This is a genomic window from Yoonia maritima, from assembly GCF_003003285.1.
In the GTDB taxonomy this organism is placed as follows: domain Bacteria; phylum Pseudomonadota; class Alphaproteobacteria; order Rhodobacterales; family Rhodobacteraceae; genus Yoonia; species Yoonia maritima.
Genome location: NZ_PVTP01000003.1, coordinates 168,555 through 188,497 on the forward strand (window position 1 = coordinate 168,555; position 19,943 = coordinate 188,497).

Sequence of the window (19,943 nt, forward strand, 5' to 3'; positions counted from 1 at the left end):
TTTGGCCCACCTGCGCCGAGGCGTGCGCCCGCCATTCATATTGCTGTGATCCGACTAACGCTGAATTTTGTCTTCAGTCTTTCGTCATCTTGCCGAATCGTGCCCCTTGGTGATCAGACTAAGCGATACCGGAGTGGGCAGCAAATCACAGCAGCTAAGGAAATTGAACGGCTTAACCGTCGCGCTTGATCTTGGGGGTCACCCTGATATGACGCTGACAAGCAAGACATTCACCTTTGGAATAGGACGTGACCACCTTGGATATTAAAGCCCTGCGTACAGCCCACCCTGAACACTGGAACAAAGCGGCTGCTATTCGCACACTGACGCTCGATGCTGTCGCTGCTGCGAACTCTGGCCACTCTGGTATGCCTATGGGCATGGCCGACGTTGCCACCGTATTATTTGAAAAGCACCTTAAGTTCGACCCAAAGGCCCCTGCTTGGCCCGACCGCGACCGTTTCATCCTGTCTGCTGGCCACGGCTCTATGCTGCTTTATTCGCTGATGTACCTGACAGGCTACGAAGACATCACGCTTGATCAGATCAAGGACTTCCGCCAATGGGGCGCGAAAACCGCTGGTCACCCTGAATTCGGCCACGCACGTGGGATTGAAACAACCACAGGTCCGCTGGGCCAAGGTATCGCGAACTCTGTCGGTTTTGCGATCGCCGAAGAAATTCAGCGCGCGACTTGGGGCAAAAAGATCATTGATCACCACACCTACGTGATCGCTGGTGACGGTTGCCTGATGGAAGGAGTCAGCCAAGAGGCCATCGGCCTTGCTGGTATGCAAAAGCTGGGTCACCTGTGTGTTCTTTGGGACAACAACAACATCACCATCGACGGCACCGTTGATATGGCTGACATCACTGACCAACCTGCCCGCTTTGCGGCATCCGGCTGGCATGTTCAGTCAATTGATGGCCATGATCCAGAAGCAATTGATGCGGCAATCACAGCTGCCAAGGCTGATCCACGCCCATCTATGATCGCATGCAAAACCCACATCGCTTTGGGTCACGCGGCACAGGACACTCCAAAAGGTCACGGCGCACTTACTAACGCTGACCAATTGAAAGCGACCAAAGAGCTTTACGGCGCACCTTTGGGTGACTTCGAAGTCGCTGCTGACGTCAAAGCCCAGTGGGAAGCCATCGGCGCACGCGGTGCAGAAACCCGCGCAGCTTGGGAAGAACGCTTTGCGACCCTTTCCGGTACGAAGCAAGCCGAGTTCAACCGCGCCTACGCTGGCGAAGCACCGAAAAAGCTGTCAGCCACAATCCGTGCGCTGAAAAAGCAAGTCAGCGAAGACCAACCAAAAGTAGCGACACGCAAGTCGTCAGAACTGACACTGCAAGCTGTTAACCCGATCATGAATGAGACTATCGGCGGCTCTGCTGACTTGACGGGTTCAAACAACACGCTGACTGCGGACATGGGTATCTTCAACCCAGAGAACCGCAAAGGTCGCTACATTTACTACGGTGTGCGCGAACACGGTATGGCGGCGGCAATGAACGGCATGGCGCTGCATGGCGGCGCACGCCCTTACGGCGGTACATTCATGTGCTTTACTGACTATGCACGTGGCGCAATGCGCCTGTCAGCGCTGATGGGTATTCCGACAACCTATGTCATGACGCACGACAGCATCGGTCTTGGCGAAGATGGCCCAACCCACCAGCCGGTTGAACACCTTGCCATGATGCGCGCGACGCCAAACACCCACGTATTCCGCCCTGCGGATACCGTGGAAACGGCCGAAAGCTGGGAAATGGCCCTGACATCGACAAGCACACCTTCTGTGCTGTGCCTGTCACGTCAGAACCTGCCGACTGTCCGGACCGAGCACAAAACCAAGAACCTGACCGCCCAAGGCGCGTATGTTCTGGCCGAAGCAACCGGCAAGCGTCAGGCGATCTTGATGGCGACTGGTTCCGAAGTCGAAGTCGCACTTGCGGCACGCGAACTTCTAGAAGCTGAAGGCATCGGTACACGTGTCGTTTCAATGCCATGCTGGGAACTGTTCGAAGCCCAAGACGAATCCTACCGCAAGCGCGTCTTGCCTGCTGGCCCAGTGCGCGTGGCTATCGAAGCAGGCGTGCGCCTAGGTTGGGACAAATGGCTGATGGGCGAACGTGGCAACAACAAAAAGGCAGGCTTTGTTGGCATGCCTGGCTTTGGTGCCTCTGCCCCAGCAGAACGTCTGTTCGAAGAGTTCGGCATTACTGCCAAAGACACAGCTGATCTGGTTAAATCCCTAATCAAATAAGCTATCACCGCTCAGCCGAGGATTACCTTGGCTGAGCGGTGCTTTGCTGATTATCCCGGCATTACCTTGCGCCAAATAGGTGCAATGATCTTGGTTCCCACGGGGATCAGCACGATTCCGAGCGCAAGACCAAACACCCCATCCATTCCGGCAGTTGCGAACCACTTAGTGGTAGCTTGGAACGATGCTGGCACTTGATGCGCTGCGATCTCTGCCCAGTCATGGATTTGATGGCCTAGCCACGAAAACCCTATTTCCTCTAGCCCGTGGACGATGATCGACCCGCCGACCCAAAGCATCGCAGCCGTACCAACCCACGTCAGAACCAATAGAAAACCCGGCATACCGTGAACGAGACCACGCCCCATAGCGCGGGTCGCGCCCAACCGGCCCTTACTTGCCATGGCTAGCCCAACGTCATCAGCTTTGACGATCAACGCAACTGCACCATAGACCAGCGCGGTAATCCCAAATGCGACAACAACTAATGTGCCCGCTTGCATCCAAATGCTTGGGCTATCAATCGCTGCCAGCGCAATCGTCATGATTTCAGCTGACAGAATGAAGTCTGTCTTGATGGCGCCTTGGACTTTTTCTTCTTCCAAATGCGCAGGATCGCCTACATCTTCATAACCGTCGTGGTGCGACGAAAACGCATGGGTGATCTTTTCAGCACCTTCAAAGCACAGATACCCCCCGCCCAACATCAACAGCAGTGGAATAAGCCAAGGCGCGAACGCTGACAGCAAAAGCCCCGCTGGCAGCAAAAACACCAGCTTGTTCTTAATCGACCCAAACGCAATGCGGCCAACGATTGGCAGCTCACGATCCGCAGAAAACCCGTGCACATATTTTGGGGTTACCGCGGCATCATCAATCACCGCGCCCGCGGCTTGCGCCCCGGCCTTTGTCGCCTGCCCGATCACATCATCAACCGATGCCGCCGCTACTTTGGCAATGGCCGCCACATCGTCAAGCAACGCAAGTAATCCGCTCATGTTCCGCCCCTAAGTTTGATTCGTCAGTCAATGTAGCGCAACCGTGCGATGTGCCAAGCCCCATACGTTAGCGAAAACAGTTAGCGCAACCATCAAAAGTTAACGCTAACATGTTGATTATATGACCTTTTTGCCTTTTCCAAACCCCATTCATTGCCTATGGAAACTTAACACCGCGATATGGAGCAAGAGCATGACAGTCACCATCGGTATCAATGGATTTGGGCGGATCGGCCGCTGTACGCTCGCGCATATCGCCGAAGCCGCGCGCAATGATGTTCAGGTTGTCAAAATTAATGCGACTGGCCCGATTGAGACAAATGCCCACCTTCTAAAATACGATAGCGTCCACGGTCGTTTCGGCAGCCCGATCAAGGTTGACGGAAACACCCTTGATCTCGGACGTGGCCCAATTGACGTCATGTCGACGTACAACCCCGAAGAACTTGATTGGTCCGGCGTCGATGTCGTTTTGGAATGCACCGGCAAATTCAACGACGGCGAAAAATCAAATATCCACTTAGAGCGCGGCGCAAAAAAGGTTCTGATTTCGGCACCGGCAACGAATGTTGACCGCACCGTCGTCTATGGTGTGAACCACCGCGACCTATTGGCCAGCGAACGCATGGTTTCGAACGGTTCTTGCACGACCAATTGCCTAGCTCCACTCGCCAAAGTCCTAAATGATGCCATCGGAATTGAACGCGGCATCATGACCACGATCCACAGCTACACTGGTGACCAACCCACTCTCGACCGCCGGCACAGCGATCTTTACCGCGCGCGCGCCGCAGCCATGGCAATGATCCCGACATCAACCGGTGCCGCCAAAGCATTGGGCGAAGTCCTACCAGAGCTGTCAGGCAAGCTTGACGGCACCGCAATGCGCGTCCCTACCCCCAACGTAAGCGCGGTAGACCTGACGTTTGAAGCTGGTAAATCAGTTTCCGTCGAAGACGTGAACGCAATCGTGGCTGAGGCCGCGAATGGCTACATGGGCATGGTCATGTCATACGACGACGAAGCCAAAGTCAGCATCGACTTTAACCACACCACACAAAGCAGCATCTTTGCACCGGACCAAACAAAGGTCGTCGGCGGCAAAACTGTGCGCGTACTGGCATGGTACGACAATGAATGGGGCTTCTCGTCACGCATGGCTGATGTCGCCGCGACGATGGGACGTTTGAACTAAAGCGTTCACCTTTTCGAAACTGAAAATACGATAACACCTGTCTAGGCATCGGGTTTCCCGATCTTAGCCTGAAACCAACTTTACGTTTCAGGCTCAAGCAAGCTAGACAGGTAGCATGACCAACACCATTGCATTCATTCTTGCTGTACTCATCATGGGCTTTGTCGCCCTTGATCATTACGTGCTGGAATGGGGCAGTGTACCGTTCCTATTTCGTAAGCTAATCGATCTAATTGACTACATCGCAATCTGGCGCTGATACCGATCTACGGTTGACCTTTTCGGATAAATCGCAATGTTAGCGCCAACAGTCATCCTTTAGGAGATACCATCATGGCCGTCAAAGTCGCCATCAACGGATTTGGCCGTATTGGCCGTAACGTATTGCGTGCTATTATTGAAAGCGGACGCACCGATATTGAAGTTGTCGCAATCAACGACTTGGGACCAGTGGAAACAAACGCACACCTGCTGCGCTTTGATTCTGTTCATGGCCGCTTTCCTGCGACCGTGACCACCACAGAGACCACAATCGACGTTGGTCGCGGCCCGATGCAGGTGACTGCAATCCGCAACCCTGCTGACCTTCCATGGTCAAATGTTGATGTTGTTCTGGAATGCACAGGTATCTTCACAAGCAAAGAAGCCTGCCAAGCGCACCTTGATAACGGTTCTAGCCGCGTACTTATTTCTGCGCCGGGCAAAGACGCCGACAAAACAATCGTATTTGGCGTGAACGACGATGCCCTGACATCCGACGACATCGTCGTGTCTAATGCATCTTGCACAACAAACTGCCTGTCCCCTGTTGCCAAAGTCCTGAACGATGCCATCGGCATCACCAAAGGCTTTATGACAACAATCCACAGCTACACCGGTGACCAGCCAACGCTGGATACAATGCACAAAGACCTGTACCGCGCACGCGCCGCAGCCTTGTCCATGATCCCGACATCAACAGGTGCAGCGAAAGCTGTGGGTCTGGTTTTGCCAGAACTAAACGGCAAATTGGACGGCGTTGCGATCCGCGTACCGACACCAAACGTTTCTGTTGTTGACCTAACATTCGAAGCCTCACGCGCGACAACCGTCGAAGAAGTGAACGCAGCGATCATCGCAGCAGCCGATGGCCCGCTGAAAGGCATCTTGGGCTACACCGATCTGCCAATGGTCAGCTCTGACTTTAACCACGATCCGCATTCGTCGATCTTCCACCTTGATCAAACCAAGGTTCTGGACGGCAACATGGTGCGCATCCTGACATGGTACGACAACGAATGGGGCTTCTCTAACCGGATGAGCGATACAGCTGTCGCTATGGGTAAACTGATCTAATCAGTTCTCTCAAAAACGTATTTTCAAAGCCGGCCCATTTGGGTCGGCTTTTTTTGTTGAGGCCCCAACAAATGGCGACATGCAATTAATGATATCGGAACGCCCTAAGCGTCAGCTGTGCGACGAATCAATATCACTAAATATCGAGTGCAAGATAAAAATAAGCTGACCAATAAAGGAGCTTACAATGACTGTTTTCACTAACGTAATGTCCGCTGTCCAGAAACGTGGCGCCTATTCACACCTCAAATACGAACTACAAAGCATGCCGCAAGAAACAGCGGGAACCTTGGTCTATTTCGCGAAGACGCTGCAAATATCGCCACCAAAGCCGTTTACGGATAAAGTATAATACTGTTGATTGCCTCACTGTCTAGCGAATGCTAACCATGATCAACTATGCAGTGATCGGGCGATTATTTTGCAATACAGACACGATATAGATGGGCTGCGCGCTCTTGCTGTTCTCCTAATTATCTTTTTTCATGCCGAGCTTGCCAGTGTTCCCGGTGGTTTCATTGGTGTGGACGTATTTTTTGTGATCAGTGGATACTTGATCACCGCGCTCATCCAAAGAGAGATTGCGGGAGGTCGGTTTTCTTACGCCGCGTTTTACATTCGCCGTGTTCGACGGCTAGCTCCAGCCATGCTTTGCACTTTAACGGCAACTCTTGTCGCAGGTTGGTTCATTCTTCCCCCTGCTATGTATAAGGAAGCAGCGCAATCCGCGTTGACGACAGTTATGTCAGTCAGCAACATATTTTTTTGGTGGGATACCGGTTATTTCTCTTCAGAAGCATATTCCAAACCGTTGCTACACACTTGGTCACTTGGGGTTGAAGAACAGTTTTACTTGTTGTGGCCGGCAGCATTCATCCTTTGCCTCAGGACGTTCTCTAGAAACGGGTTGATTGGAGCCTTACTTATAATGTCGGCGTCAAGCCTTCTGGCAGCTCAAATGACATTGGGAGCGTCCCCCTCTGCTAGCTTTTTCTTAACCCCATTCCGCATTTATGAATTTTCTGCAGGTGCATTACTTGCATTTTGCGGTGCACAGGCACGGCATCAGCTGACCTCAAACCTTGTGGCGGCCGCGGGCGTCGCTGCCATATTTTACGCCTCAGTCACATTCACAAGCGAAACAGACTTTCCGGGGATCACGGCCCTTGTTCCAGTTTTGGGTACCGTATTTCTAATTTATGCAGGCCCCCAAACCGGTATGAACCGCGCATTTTCGCTTGCTCCGATCAGGTACATCGGGCGCATCAGCTACTCGCTGTATTTGGTCCACTGGCCAGTACAGGTTTACTACCGCTTGCTGTTTGGTCGGCCTGAAAGTTCGTCAGAAATCATGGTCGTGCTTCTAATTTCAGTCGGTCTCGGGGCTATCATGTATCATTTTGTAGAAAACCCGTTTAGGAAAAAAAGATCCGGTGACTTTATTTGGTCGGCTAAGGCCTTGGGGGTTGCGGCAATAATCAGCGCAACCGCAATCTGCATAGTAAGTATAATAATCCAGAGTTCACATGGCGTTCCTTCCAGGTTCCCACTTTACACAACGTCTCTATTGGGCGACTTGAATACCGCAATCATTGAGCGCCATAAAGGTGTTCGGGACTGGACTTGCAATGCAACGACCGGCTCAGCTGAGAGTTATTTCAGTAACTTTGACGATTGCAACCCCAGCTCTGAAACCAGTGTTGTTGTCATCTTGGGCGACAGTCATGCCGCGGATATATATATGGGGATGCGCACTGCGTTCCCTAACCTCCCAATAGTACAGCTCACGGGTAATGGGTGCCATCTTGGAAAAAACACGCAAGAAAATAGCTTTTGCGCGCCATTCTTTAGTCACTGGCGCAACTGGCTGGAAGAAAATAAGTCAAGAATTGCGGCTATTGTCTACAGTCAAAGCGGCGGATCGCTTCTCCAGCATCGCGCTGGTGGAATAGAGCGGCCAAACAGCCACATTCTGCAACAACTGATATCCAACCTCGACGATTTTGTACCAGATGCGGTTGATCTCTTTTTTTGGGGACCACGCGTAGGCTTCAATCCAACGATAGACATCGCAATCATGCGCAGCCCGGACCCCGAAACTTTGCGGCAGTATTATCATCTTTCAGATTTTCAGTCAGATCTACGTTTAGATCAATGGTTGGACAACCAATTTGCCGACAACACAGCAACTTACACTTCATCAATCCGAACACTTTGTGACCCGTATTGCCCGTCTATAACCCCTGAAAATGACCTATACGTAATCGACTATGCACATTGGTCACCGGAAGGGGCAAGAAACGCAGTCATATCATTGACAGCGGCATCGCCCGAATTGGCTGCAATCATTGAGCATTTGTCGTTAGACCTTCCAAAAACTCATTAATCCGCACAGAGTACATAGATTGCATAGCAAGATTATGATGAGTTGCGCCGGGTATTTCCGCGAATGTGACGGCTACTTGGGCGCGTTCCATAGCCTGAGCAAGGCGCGTACCTTCTTTTAACGGGATCAACGTGTCCGCTGTACCGTGCAAGATCAAAACAGGTGCATCGATCCGATAAACGAACTCAAGTGAATTCCAACGCTGCACACTGGGCAGATAGCAGGCAGGCAACCAAGATGCGGCCGTCATCAGATTGCACATCCGCGCATAAGGGGCGTCCAAAATCACCGCATCAACCTCACGTTCTGATGCGACATACAGTGCCAGCCCCGTTCCCAACGAATAACCGTGGACAACGATCGAGCCGTCATGATGCTCTGCTAGGTAATCGTAAACCTCCAATGCTTGGGCCTTTAACAACACCTCTGACGGGGTTCCCGGAATACCGCCACCACCCGGATACTCCAGCGCGACAAGCGAGCGGTCAGCATCTGCGTGAACCGCTAGGTTCGGTTGAAAATATGCAAGCGCGCCACCGTTACCCATAAAGTAAAGAACCGCTGGCGCATCATCAGCCCCATCATGCACCTGAAGATGTGCATGAGTTTCAGCCAACTGCACGGATTCAAACTGAGGATTAGAAAACGGCGCATCAGCAAAAGGGTAGATAAACTGCGGATGGGCCCAAATCATAACCACTGCGTAAAGTAGGTACATGCCCGCTAGACCTTTTAAGATCACTTACCAAATCGGTCCTTTAGCGCAGCATTTACGGCCGGGGTGACGAATTTTGAAACGTCACCGTCAAGGCGCGCAATTTCTTTCACTAGCTTTGAAGCAATTGCCTGATTCTTTGCGTCGGCCATCAAAAACACAGTTTCGATAGAGTTATCCATCGACCGGTTCATGCCAACCATCTGGAATTCGTATTCGAAATCCGCAACAGCTCGCAGCCCCCGAATAATAACGCCAGCGCCAACGTCATGGGCGCAGTCGATTAACAAATTCTCAAACGGATGAACGACAACTTCGCACCCGCGATCTTTGCCAAGTGGGACGCATTCGGCCTCTACCATGGCCACGCGTTCCTCTAAAGAAAACAAAGGGCCTTTGTCGCGGTTTATCGCTACGCCAATCACAAGTCGGTCAACCAGCGAACAAGCACGGCGAATTATATCGATATGCCCATGCGTGACCGGATCAAATGTACCGGGATAAAGTCCTACACGCATGGCGCACCTCGTTCTATGATTTAGCTGCGCGCACGCAACAATATTACGCGGGGGATTGCAAGGGGGCTAGTGCCCCATAATCATACCTTCGAGCGCGTCTTTTTCCATAGACAGTTCCGCAAGCCGGGCTTTGACGACGTCACCAATTGAAATCAGACCAATCATCGCGCCGTTTTCCATAACCGGCATATGACGAAAGCGCCCCGACGTCATCATCTCAAGAACAGCATCCGCGGTGTCTCCAGGACTGCATGTGACCAGTTTTTCGGTCATCATTTGCGCCACTTTATCAGACAGACAAGTTGCCCCGCGCCGTCCCATTTCACGCACAATGTCGCGTTCTGACAAAATACCATCAAGTGACACGCCATCAACTGAAACGACCACTGTCCCAATCCGTTTTTCGGACAGCAGGCTTACGGCGGCAGCGACAGGATCACTTGGCTTGACTGACACAACGCCAGTGCTGTCTTTGGTTTTAAGGATTTGGGAAACAATCATCGCGGACTCCTTGATAGGGTTGCAGGTGGTTAGGCTCTCAAATCAGAGGGCTATCTGTCAAGCGTGCGATTTTCTCTAAGCGCGCAACTTCGCCATGAATGCCCAATATTATTGCTTTAGCCACCTTATTCAATCTGTCAGATTGGCGGTCAGACGTGTGACGTACCAAATAAAACGACCGTGTCAGAGATATTTCATCCACAAGAACACGTCGCAACTCAGGCGCGAAAGGTAGCGCAAAATCGTGAACAATTCCTATACCTGATTGTCGGATCATCTGTAGTTGAACCGCAACAGAATTCGATGCCAGTTGAACCCCTTGCGCGCCTAGATCGCCAAGGTAGTCCAGTTCTTTGTCAAAAATCATATCCGGAATATAGCCGACAACAGGTTTTCCACGAATATCTTCGCGGGTCGCCAATGCTGGATCATCTGCTCGGGATGCGAGGTGTAATTTATAGTCTGTAATACGTTGCACCGTCAGCCTGCCAGCGGCTGGCGGGCTAACCGTCACGGCCATATCTGCCTCTCTGCGGGATAGGTTAACGACGCGTGGCAAAGCTAGAATTTGAATTTCAAGCGCAGGGTTTTCGGCTTGAATCGCGGCACAAACCTGCGGCAACAAAAAATTCGCTGCCCCATCGGGCGCACCAATTCTGATCTGTCCAGTTAACCCCGATGACGCACCCTGCCCTTCGTCACGCGCCAAAACCAGATGCGCTTCTGCTTCGGCTGCGCGATCTCGCATTCGTTCCCCAAGGTCAGTTAATGCATAACCCTGCGGTGACTTCACGAACAAAGTCGCCCCCAATGATCGCTCTAACCGCGCGATACGTCGCCCCAATGTGGCAGGGTCCATTTTCAGGGCCGGCGCAGCCCCCGACAGACTTTCGGCACGCGCAACGGCGAGAAACACCCGCATGTCATCCCAATTGTCCATCTCATACCTACATTTTTGCAAAATAATTTTGGTATATTCATTCTTTTACGTTGAAAAACGCAAGCCTATAGTTTTGGCAACAAACGGAGGATTCCATGCAAGAGCTTACTCATTATATCGGCGGCGCGCACGTAAAGGGCACATCTGGTCGCTTTGCGGATGTTTACAATCCAGCAACCGGCGAAGTGCAGGCCAAAGTCCCGCTCGCCAATGCTGATGAAATGGCGCAGGCCGTTGATATCGCGGCAAAAGCACAGCCGGCTTGGGCCGCCACCAACCCGCAACGTCGTGCACGTGTGATGATGAAATTCGTCGACCTACTGAACCGCGACATGGACAAGCTCGCAGAGGCTCTTTCGCGCGAGCACGGTAAAACGCTTCCTGATGCTGCGGGTGACGTACAACGCGGCCTTGAAGTGGCTGAATACTGCATCGGTGCGCCAGAAATGCTCAAGGGTGACTTCACCGATGGTGCTGGTCCGGGTATTGATATGTACTCGATGAAGCAAGCATTGGGTGTCACCGCCGGGATCACACCATTTAACTTTCCAGCGATGATACCAATGTGGATGTTTGCACCGGCAATCGTTTGCGGCAACGCCTTTATTCTTAAGCCATCAGAGCGTGATCCATCTGTCCCGCTGATGCTGGCCGAACTAATGGAAGAAGCAGGCCTGCCCAAAGGCATTTTGCAGGTCGTCAACGGCGATAAAGAAGCGGTAGATGCGATCCTTGATCACGACGTGATCCAATCGATTGGTTTTGTCGGATCAACCCCAATTGCCGAATATATCTACGGTCGCGGCTGTTCGAATGGCAAACGCGTTCAGTGTTTTGGTGGCGCGAAAAACCATATGATCATCATGCCTGATGCAGATATGGATAAGGCAGCAGATGCGCTTATTGGAGCTGGGTACGGTGCAGCTGGTGAACGCTGCATGGCTATTTCAGTCGCCGTTCCGGTTGGTGACGAAACTGCTGACCGTCTGATTGAAAAGCTGGTCCCACGGATTGAAAAGCTCAAGGTTGGGCCGTACACGGGTGGCAATGATGTGGACTATGGTCCAGTCATCACGGCTGCTGCCAAGGCAAATATCCTAAGCCTGATCGAAAGCGGCGTTACCCAGGGTGCCGACCTTGTGGTCGACGGGCGCGATTTCAGCCTTCAAGGCTATGAAGACGGTTATTTTGTAGGGCCACATCTGTTTGATAACGTCACCAAAGAGATGGATATCTACAAAAAGGAAATCTTTGGCCCTGTCCTGTCATGCGTACGAGCACAATCCTACGAAGAGGCAATCGGCCTTGCCATGGACCATGAATACGGCAACGGTACCGCGATCTTTACCCGCGATGGTGACGCCGCGCGAGATTTTGCTAGCCGGATCAACATTGGTATGGTCGGGATTAACGTACCTATCCCAGTTCCGCTCGCTTACCACACGTTCGGTGGCTGGAAAAAATCTGTCTTTGGCGATCTTAACCAACACGGTCCTGATGCGTTCAAATTCTACACGCGCACTAAAACCGTGACGTCGCGTTGGCCATCGGGCATCAAAGAAGGTGGCGAATTTAACTTCAAACCAATGGAGTAAAGTTCGCCAGAATACCGTTAGGGAGGGAACGACATGAAAATCGGGTTTATTGGACTAGGCAACATGGGTGCCCCAATGGCGCGCAACCTTATGGATAGCCATGAAGTTGTGGGCTACGATCCTTCGGCCAAACCTGACGGTATTCCTTTGGCGGCAAGTGCCACACTCGTCGCCAAAGACGCAGATGTCGTTATCACCATGCTTCCTAACGGTGAGATATTACAATCAGTTTCAAATGAAATTCACCCTGTGATGCCCTCAGGGGCAATTCATTTGGACTGCTCAACGGTCGACGTCGACTCTGCACGGTATGTCGCGGATAAGGCTGCAACCCACGGGCTAAAGGCCGTAGACGCACCTGTGTCAGGTGGTATCGGCGGTGCCAGCAATGGCACACTGACATTTATGGCCGGCGGCGCCCCGGACGCCTTTGCAGCCGTACAACCTCTGTTCAACATCATGGGGCAAAAGGCAGTGCATTGCGGTGATGCAGGCAGTGGTCAAGCCGCGAAAATCTGCAACAACATGATCCTTGGCGTCACCATGATTGCCACCTGCGAGGCATTCGCGCTGGCGGATAAACTAGGTCTCGATCGGCAAGCGATGTTCGATGTGGTTAGCACATCCAGCGGATCAAGCTGGTCCATGAACACCTACTGTCCTGCCCCCGGCATTGGACCGAACAGCCCTGCTGACAACGACTACATCCCCGGCTTCGCGGCTGAGCTGATGCTCAAAGACCTGAATCTATCGCAAATGGCAGCAGCCGCTGCCGATGCAGATACGCCAATAGGACAGGCCGCGCGCGACCTTTACGCAGATTTCGTCGAAAACGAAGATGGCCGCGGCAAAGACTTTTCATCAATGTTGCCCCGATTTGTCGCGCGGCATCACGAAAACTGATGCCACGCGTCAATTCATTCAGCTGCGACGGTCTTGGCGCCTAGCATCTCTTTCAGGTATCGCCCTGTATGGCTCTCGGTGACTTCGGCAACCTTTTCGGGTGTGCCGTTCGCAACCACGCGCCCACCGCCATCGCCACCCTCTGGGCCTATGTCGATGATGTAGTCAGCAGTTTTTACCACGTCGAGGTTGTGTTCGATCACAACAACCGAATTGCCCTGATCAACAAGCTCGTGCAGCACCTCAAGCAGTTTGCGAACGTCTTCGAAATGCAGACCTGTGGTCGGCTCATCCAAGATATACAGCGTACGACCCGTAGATTGGCGCGCCAATTCTTTTGATAGTTTCACGCGTTGCGCTTCGCCACCAGACAAGGTCGTCGCCTGTTGGCCCACCTTAATATAGCCCAACCCAACGCGCATCAGCGCATCCATTTTCGACCGGATCGACGGCACCGCGCTAAAGAATTCTTGCGCATCTTCCACTGTCATATCAAGCACATCGGCGATGGAATTTCCCTTAAACTTGATCTCAAGCGTCTCGCGGTTATAGCGCGCGCCCTTACAAGTTTCACAGGTCACGTAGACATCTGGCAAGAAGTGCATCTCGATTTTGATGACACCGTCGCCCTGACAGGCCTCGCAACGCCCGCCCTTCACGTTGAACGAAAAGCGGCCCGGTTTGTAACCGCGTGCTTTGGCCTCCGGCATGCCAGCGAACCAATCGCGGATCGGAGTAAACGCACCAGTATAAGTCGCCGGGTTTGACCGTGGTGTCCGGCCAATTGGACGCTGGTCAATGTCGATCACCTTATCCAGATGTTCGAACCCTTTGATCGTTTCACAAGGCGCTGGCGCCTGCCGCGAGCCGTTTAGCTTTTGCGATGCGTTCTTGAACAGCGTCTCAATCGTCAGGGTGGATTTCCCGCCCCCAGAAACACCTGTCACACAAACGAACTGCCCCAATGGGAAATCGACGGTGACGTTCTTAAGGTTGTTCCCTGTCGCTTTTACAACGGTCAGCTTCTTTTTGTTGCCCTTGCGGCGCTTGGCCGGCACGGCAATTTCGCGGGTGCCCGTTAAGTATTGTCCTGTAATCGATGCAGCGTTCGCCATGATTTCAGCAGGGGTACCTTTGGCCACCACCTGCCCGCCATGCACACCCGCACCTGGGCCAATGTCAAAGACATAGTCGGCTTCGCGAATGGCTTCTTCGTCGTGTTCCACCACGATCACGGTATTCCCTTGATCACGTAGGTTCTTCAACGTCGTCAGCAGGCGGTCATTGTCGCGTTGGTGCAACCCGATCGACGGCTCATCCAGCACGTACAATACGCCCTGCAGCCCCGACCCGATCTGAGACGCCAACCTGATCCGCTGGCTTTCACCACCAGAAAGCGTGCCTGAATTTCGGGCCAACGTCAGATACTCCAACCCGACGTTATTCAAGAACCCAAGACGTTCACTAATTTCCTTAAGGATCGCCTTGGCTATTTCGTTCTTTTGCGTGGTCAATTGATCAGGCACCGCAAGACACCAGTCATACGCGTCCTTGATTGACATCTGCACCACTTGCCCTGCGTGCAGACCACCGATCTTCACTGCCAATGCTTCTTGGCGCAGACGGTAACCGCCGCAGGTGCCACAAGGCCGGTTGTTCTGGTACTGTTCAAAATCCTCGCGGATCCAGTTGCTGTCCGTCTCGCGATAGCGGCGTTCCATATTCGGGATCACGCCTTCGAACGCACGTTCAACCTGATAGACACGCCCGCCTTCGTCATAGCGGAACTTGATCTCTTCTTTACCTGATCCGTAGAGGAATACGTTCTGTACCTTTGGGTCTAGGTCTTTCCAGCGCGAATTCTTGTTGAAACCATAGTGCTTTGCAATGGCTTCGATGGTCTGCAAGAAATAAGGCGACTTTCCTTTGCGCCACGGTGCAATCGCACCATCAGCGATTTTCAACGTCACATCAGGCACACAAAGCCCCGCATCAAAGAACAGCTCTACGCCAAGACCATCACAGCTTGGGCAGGCACCAAAAGGCGCGTTGAACGAAAACAGGCGCGGTTCGATCTCGGGGATTGTGAACCCCGACACCGGACAGGCAAAGTTTTCGGAAAATGTAATACGCTCTGGCTCGCCCTCAGATGGGGCTGTTTCAAGAACGGTGATGCCATCCGCCAGATCAAGCGCAGTACGGAAACTATCGGCAAGCCGTGTTTCCAACCCTTCGCGTACAACGATCCGGTCAACGACCACATCGATGTTATGGCGGAACTTCTTATCCAACGTCGGCGGCTCGTCCAATTCATAGAATTCGCCGTCGACCTTTACCCGCTGAAAACCCTGCTTGCGCAGCTCTAGGAACTCCTTGCGATATTCGCCCTTGCGGTCACGAATAATCGGGGCAAGCAGATAGCCCCGAGTGCCCTCTTCTAGGCCCATGACACGATCAACCATGTCTTGAACTTGCTGCGCCTCAATCGGCAGACCAGTCGCGGGGCTGAACGGCGTCCCTGCCCGCGCAAACAGCAAACGCATGTAGTCGTAAATTTCAGTGATCGTACCGACGGTCGAACGCGGGTTTTTCGACGTTGTCTTTTGTTCGATCGAAATCGCTGGCGACAAGCCACTAATGTGATCCACATCGGGCTTTTCCATCATATCAAGGAACTGCCGCGCATAGGCGGACAGGCTCTCGACATAGCGGCGTTGGCCTTCGGCATAGATCGTATCAAACGCCAGCGACGATTTCCCAGAACCCGACAGCCCAGTGATAACCACCAGCTGATCGCGCGGAATATCCACATCGATGTTTTTAAGGTTATGCTCGCGCGCGCCGCGCACTTCGATGTTCTTCAGCTCTGCCATAAGGCCCCCGCAGGATTTTCAGTTAACAGATAGTAGACGAATACCAACTATCCAACCAAAAAATGAGAACATTAAAGGAACAAGAGAAATCAAACGCAAAAAGGGCAGCTCGCTCAGAGCCGCCCTTTGCATAAATCGTCGAAACGCTTAGATATGGATCGCTTTACCGTAAGCAGCCAGCACGCTTTCGTGCATCATCTCTGACAATGTGGGGTGTGGGAAGACTGTATTCATCAAGTCTTCTTCGGTTGTTTCCAACTGACGCCCCACGACATAGCCTTGGATCAGCTCTGTCACTTCGGCGCCAACCATATGCGCACCCAGCAATTCGCCGGTCTTGGCGTCAAACACAGTTTTCACCATGCCTTCTGGTTCGCCAAGCGCGACGGCTTTACCGTTACCGATGAACGGGAATTTTCCGACCTTCACGTCGTAACCCAATTCTTTGGCTTTCGCTTCGGTGTAGCCGACGCTGGCCACCTGAGGATGACAATATGTACAGCCAGCGATGCTTTCCGGTTTCACGGGATGCGCGTGCTTACCTGCGATAACTTCGGCCACCATCACACCCTCATGGGATGCTTTGTGCGCAAGCCACGGTGCACCAGCAATATCGCCAATCGCATATAGACCATCAACACCAGTGCGGCAGAATTCATCTGTCACAACATGGGTGCGATCAATTTTGACACCGAGGCCCTCAAGACCCAGACCTTCGACGTTGCCAACGATGCCAACGGCACTGATCACAGTGTCGAATTCTTCTTTGATAACCTTGCCGCCCGTTTCGATGTGGGCTGTTACTTTGGTTTTTGTACGATCAAGCTGCTTGACCACGGATTTCTCCATGATCTTCATGCCCTGCTTCTCGAACTGCTTTTTCGCGAAGGCGCTGATTTCGGCGTCTTCTACGGGCAGCACACGGTCCATGACTTCGACCACAGTCGTGTCAGCGCCTAGCGTGTTGTAGAAGCTCGCAAATTCGATCCCGATAGCACCAGAGCCAATCACCAATAGCTTTTTCGGCTGATGTGGTGGCACCAAGGCATGACGATAGGACCAAACACGTTCGCCATCGGCCTCAAGGCCTGGCAGGTTGCGGGCGCGAGCGCCAGTTGCCAGAACGATGTTCTTGGCGGTCAGTTCTTCGGTACCGGCATCAGATTTGACCGATACCTTACCTTTAGCCGGGATCGTGGCCTCGCCCATGATGACGGTGACCTTGTTCTTTTTCAAAAGGTGCTTCACGCCGCCTTCCATCTGCTTGGCAACACCGCGCGAACGTTTGACGACAGCATCCAAATCATAGCCAATGCCATCAGCCGACAGGCCAAACTCTTTGGCACGGTGCATAAGATGAAACACCTCAGACGAACGCAGCAGCGCTTTCGTTGGGATACAGCCCCAATTCAGGCAGATACCGCCAAGGTTTTCACGCTCGATCACGGCGACGTTTAGGCCGAGTTGCGCGCCACGGATTGCAGCCACATAGCCACCCGGGCCAGCGCCGATTACGATCATGTCAAAGTTCTTCGCAGCCATGCGCTGATCCTCCAAATCTGAAATTAGTTGAACACTAAACTATTTCTCAGCGGACCTCTAGTGACCTTGGGTCATAACAGGCATTTGATCTGCGCAACGGGGACTAAGCGACGCTTTCTAGTTGTGCCTGATAGGCCGCGCGGTAGCCACCTGCATCCAAAAACTCTTGCTCTGACACCGTAGTCTCACGACATAATGCTTTGTTTCTATATGGAAAACGCCCAAAGTCACGTATCACAGTGCGATGCGCGCAGGCGTGATCAATGTTACTTGCCCCGCTTTGCGGCATTTGGGAATGAAACAACCGGACCGCGCGATCTTGGTCACTTAAACATTCAGAATGCATGAGTGGCAGATAGAAAAACTGCCGTGCGGGTTCGTCGATCTTCATATCCCAATTGCGGTCAATCGCCATTTTCGCCGCCGCGAGCGCGACACGGTCTGTTGCGAATGCCTTGCCTTCATCGCGGAACATGTTGCGCGGGAACTGATCGGTCAGGATGATGTAAGCAAGCGTGCCGCTCGGGTAAGTCAGCCAAAGCCCACAAGCACCTGCATCCGCCTCTTCCCAGGTTTCTAGAAATCGTTCACGTATGAGCGCGTCAAACGCCGGATCCGATTTATACCAATCCGCAGGTGTGCACTCATCCAACCAAAACGCCAACACCTCTTCAGGGGTTACCATGGCTCCACTCCTCAACCAACATGTCGCTGGGTCAAGCCAAGCAGACAAGTGACGATCTGACAAGATGTTACAGACCACTATTGGTCACATGATCTTTCAGCATGTCACCAACAGTGTCGTTCTGGCATCAGAATTAGGCTGGCTCGATGGCCTCATCCTCTTCGCCAGCCTCGATATAGACCTCTTGCGCCACTTCTGCGACGATGGGCGTTGAAGCCGCTGAAACCGGCGCATAAGGCACGACCTCCATATCAAGATCAGCACGAGGACGCTGTGTCATCCGGTATAAACCGTAGGCCCCAATCGCGAGCATGAGCACCGCAGTGAACAGCCAATACCCGCTGTTTCCGATCACATCCATCATCCGGCCAACGATCAGCGGGCCCGCAATTGCGCCTACCCCGTTCACGAACAAGAAACCTCCTGAACCGGCTGCCATGTCTTCTTTGTCGAGGTAATCGTTCGCATAGGCCAACAGCAGCGCATACAGCGGGTTTGACATCCCACCGACAACAGCGCCGCTAAATACGATGACCGCAAAATTATCAGTGATGAAGTATGCAACAAGCGACCCAGCGCCACCAATGAATGCAAGCCCAATGATCAGGAAACGGCGATCCATGCGATCAGACAGCCAACCGATGGGATACTGAAGGACCAGTGCACCGACATAGATCGCGGATACAAAGAAAGAGATTTCACCAACAGTCAGCCCCACCCGGTTGCCATAGACAGCGGACATGCCGAACTGGGCTGCAAATACGCCACCCAGCATAAACATCCCGAAACACGCCAGCGGAGAAGCGGCGATCAGGTCTTTGATTTTCATACGTTTTGTTGTTTCAAACGCTGGCATTGGACGCGCAGACAACAAAACCGGCGCAAACGCCAAGGACACCATCACTGATGGGATGATAAATAGCGTATAGCCGGAAACGTCACCGCGGCTGACGATCCACTGTGCAAAGACGATCCCTGCCATTTGAACGATCATATAGACGGACAGCGCCTTGCCACGGTTTTCGTTGGTCGCCGCGTTATTCAGCCAGCTTTCTGCTGTGATATACACACCGCAAAAACAGAACCCGATGATAACCCGGCCAATCGTCCAGGCCCACGGCTCTAGCAGGACGGGGTAACAGATCAAAACAGCCGAGATCAAAGACCCCATCGCGGCAAACACCCGAACATGCCCGACACGGCGGATCAATTCTGGCGTGTAGCGTGACGAAAACAAAAAGCCGACAAAATAGGCAGACATAACAATGGACAGTGCAAGCGTACTGAACCCTTCTTGGTCACCACGCAGACCTAGCAAGGTCCCCTGAAGGCCGTTTCCGACCATCAGCATAAACATCCCTACGAACAAGGCCCATGAGCCAGTAAAAACCTGTAACATCGTGCGCCCCTTCGTGTGTTGGCAGATCGCTCCTATGGATGATTCTGATCCAAGTTCATCACACGAAAACGACGCTGTCTTG

General features: G+C 52.7%; 17 protein-coding genes. 8 read left to right on the forward strand and 9 right to left on the reverse strand.

Features of this window, described 5'->3' with window-relative positions:
- Positions 1–257: 257 nt before the first annotated feature.
- The gene (gene tkt / locus CLV80_RS05500) at positions 258–2,276 is read left to right on the forward strand and encodes a transketolase (protein ID WP_106356148.1); all 2,019 of its coding nucleotides are present in this window, start codon (positions 258–260) and stop codon (positions 2,274–2,276) included.
- Positions 2,277–2,326: 50 nt separating this feature from the next.
- Here tkt and CLV80_RS05505 read toward each other — a convergent pair whose 3' ends face one another.
- Entirely contained in the window at positions 2,327–3,274 is a 948-nt protein-coding gene (locus CLV80_RS05505) for a DUF808 domain-containing protein (protein WP_106355698.1), read from the reverse strand.
- A gap of 193 nt (positions 3,275–3,467) precedes the next feature.
- Here CLV80_RS05505 and gap (CLV80_RS05510) point away from each other — a divergent pair, with 193 nt between their 5' ends.
- The 5 genes from gap (CLV80_RS05510) (at position 3,468) to CLV80_RS05520 (ending at position 8,190) form a co-directional block, all read left to right on the forward strand.
- Complete coding sequence (gap, locus tag CLV80_RS05510) at positions 3,468–4,469, forward strand: type I glyceraldehyde-3-phosphate dehydrogenase (RefSeq protein ID WP_106355700.1); 1,002 nt, start codon at positions 3,468–3,470, stop codon at positions 4,467–4,469.
- A 115-nt stretch (positions 4,470–4,584) separates the two neighbouring features.
- On the forward strand, positions 4,585–4,728 hold the full coding sequence (locus tag CLV80_RS18395; protein ID WP_165793331.1) for a hypothetical protein: 144 nt from the start codon (positions 4,585–4,587) through the stop codon (positions 4,726–4,728).
- Between the two features lie 74 nt (positions 4,729–4,802).
- A complete protein-coding gene (gap, locus tag CLV80_RS05515; RefSeq protein WP_106355702.1) occupies positions 4,803–5,804 on the forward strand; it encodes a type I glyceraldehyde-3-phosphate dehydrogenase in 1,002 nt (333 codons plus the stop codon).
- A gap of 187 nt (positions 5,805–5,991) precedes the next feature.
- A complete protein-coding gene (locus CLV80_RS18400; RefSeq protein WP_165793321.1) occupies positions 5,992–6,156 on the forward strand; it encodes a hypothetical protein in 165 nt (54 codons plus the stop codon).
- Between the two features lie 69 nt (positions 6,157–6,225).
- Positions 6,226–8,190, forward strand: coding sequence for an acyltransferase family protein (locus CLV80_RS05520; RefSeq protein WP_165793332.1), 1,965 nt, complete (start codon positions 6,226–6,228; stop codon positions 8,188–8,190).
- On the opposite strand, the gene CLV80_RS05525 is transcribed toward CLV80_RS05520, so the two are convergent.
- From CLV80_RS05525 to CLV80_RS05540, 4 genes are all read right to left on the reverse strand, one after another.
- Positions 8,150–8,932 carry an alpha/beta hydrolase gene (locus CLV80_RS05525; RefSeq protein WP_106355707.1) on the reverse strand — a complete coding sequence of 261 codons (783 nt, stop codon included), beginning with the start codon at positions 8,930–8,932 and terminating at the stop codon, positions 8,150–8,152. The genes CLV80_RS05520 and CLV80_RS05525 overlap by 41 nt on opposite strands.
- Positions 8,929–9,423, reverse strand: a complete 495-nt coding sequence (gene coaD, locus CLV80_RS05530; RefSeq protein ID WP_106355709.1) for a pantetheine-phosphate adenylyltransferase — start codon at positions 9,421–9,423, stop codon at positions 8,929–8,931. The genes CLV80_RS05525 and coaD overlap by 4 nt, the downstream gene beginning before the upstream one ends.
- A 66-nt stretch (positions 9,424–9,489) precedes the next feature.
- Positions 9,490–9,924 (reverse strand): CBS domain-containing protein, encoded by a 435-nt coding sequence (locus tag CLV80_RS05535; protein ID WP_106355711.1) that lies wholly within the window; start codon positions 9,922–9,924, stop codon positions 9,490–9,492.
- A 37-nt stretch (positions 9,925–9,961) separates the two neighbouring features.
- Positions 9,962–10,864, reverse strand: coding sequence for a LysR family transcriptional regulator (locus CLV80_RS05540; RefSeq protein ID WP_106355713.1), 903 nt, complete (start codon positions 10,862–10,864; stop codon positions 9,962–9,964).
- Between the two features lie 95 nt (positions 10,865–10,959).
- Here CLV80_RS05540 and CLV80_RS05545 point away from each other — a divergent pair, with 95 nt between their 5' ends.
- Together CLV80_RS05545 and mmsB are read left to right on the forward strand one after the other, a co-directional pair.
- A complete protein-coding gene (locus tag CLV80_RS05545; RefSeq protein ID WP_106355715.1) occupies positions 10,960–12,459 on the forward strand; it encodes a CoA-acylating methylmalonate-semialdehyde dehydrogenase in 1,500 nt (499 codons plus the stop codon).
- A gap of 33 nt (positions 12,460–12,492) precedes the next feature.
- Positions 12,493–13,362 (forward strand): 3-hydroxyisobutyrate dehydrogenase, encoded by an 870-nt coding sequence (gene mmsB / locus CLV80_RS05550; RefSeq protein WP_106355717.1) that lies wholly within the window; start codon positions 12,493–12,495, stop codon positions 13,360–13,362.
- Positions 13,363–13,376: 14 nt separating this feature from the next.
- On the opposite strand, the gene uvrA is transcribed toward mmsB, so the two are convergent.
- The 4 genes from uvrA to CLV80_RS05570 form a co-directional block, all read right to left on the reverse strand.
- Positions 13,377–16,235 (reverse strand): excinuclease ABC subunit UvrA, encoded by a 2,859-nt coding sequence (uvrA, locus tag CLV80_RS05555; RefSeq protein ID WP_106355719.1) that lies wholly within the window; start codon positions 16,233–16,235, stop codon positions 13,377–13,379.
- A 147-nt stretch (positions 16,236–16,382) separates the two neighbouring features.
- Positions 16,383–17,777 carry a dihydrolipoyl dehydrogenase gene (gene lpdA / locus CLV80_RS05560; RefSeq protein ID WP_106355722.1) on the reverse strand — a complete coding sequence of 465 codons (1,395 nt, stop codon included), beginning with the start codon at positions 17,775–17,777 and terminating at the stop codon, positions 16,383–16,385.
- Between the two features lie 103 nt (positions 17,778–17,880).
- Positions 17,881–18,462 carry a DUF924 family protein gene (locus CLV80_RS05565; RefSeq protein ID WP_106355724.1) on the reverse strand — a complete coding sequence of 194 codons (582 nt, stop codon included), beginning with the start codon at positions 18,460–18,462 and terminating at the stop codon, positions 17,881–17,883.
- Between the two features lie 133 nt (positions 18,463–18,595).
- Positions 18,596–19,861 (reverse strand): MFS transporter, encoded by a 1,266-nt coding sequence (locus CLV80_RS05570; protein WP_106355726.1) that lies wholly within the window; start codon positions 19,859–19,861, stop codon positions 18,596–18,598.
- Between the last annotated feature and the right edge of the window lie 82 nt (positions 19,862–19,943).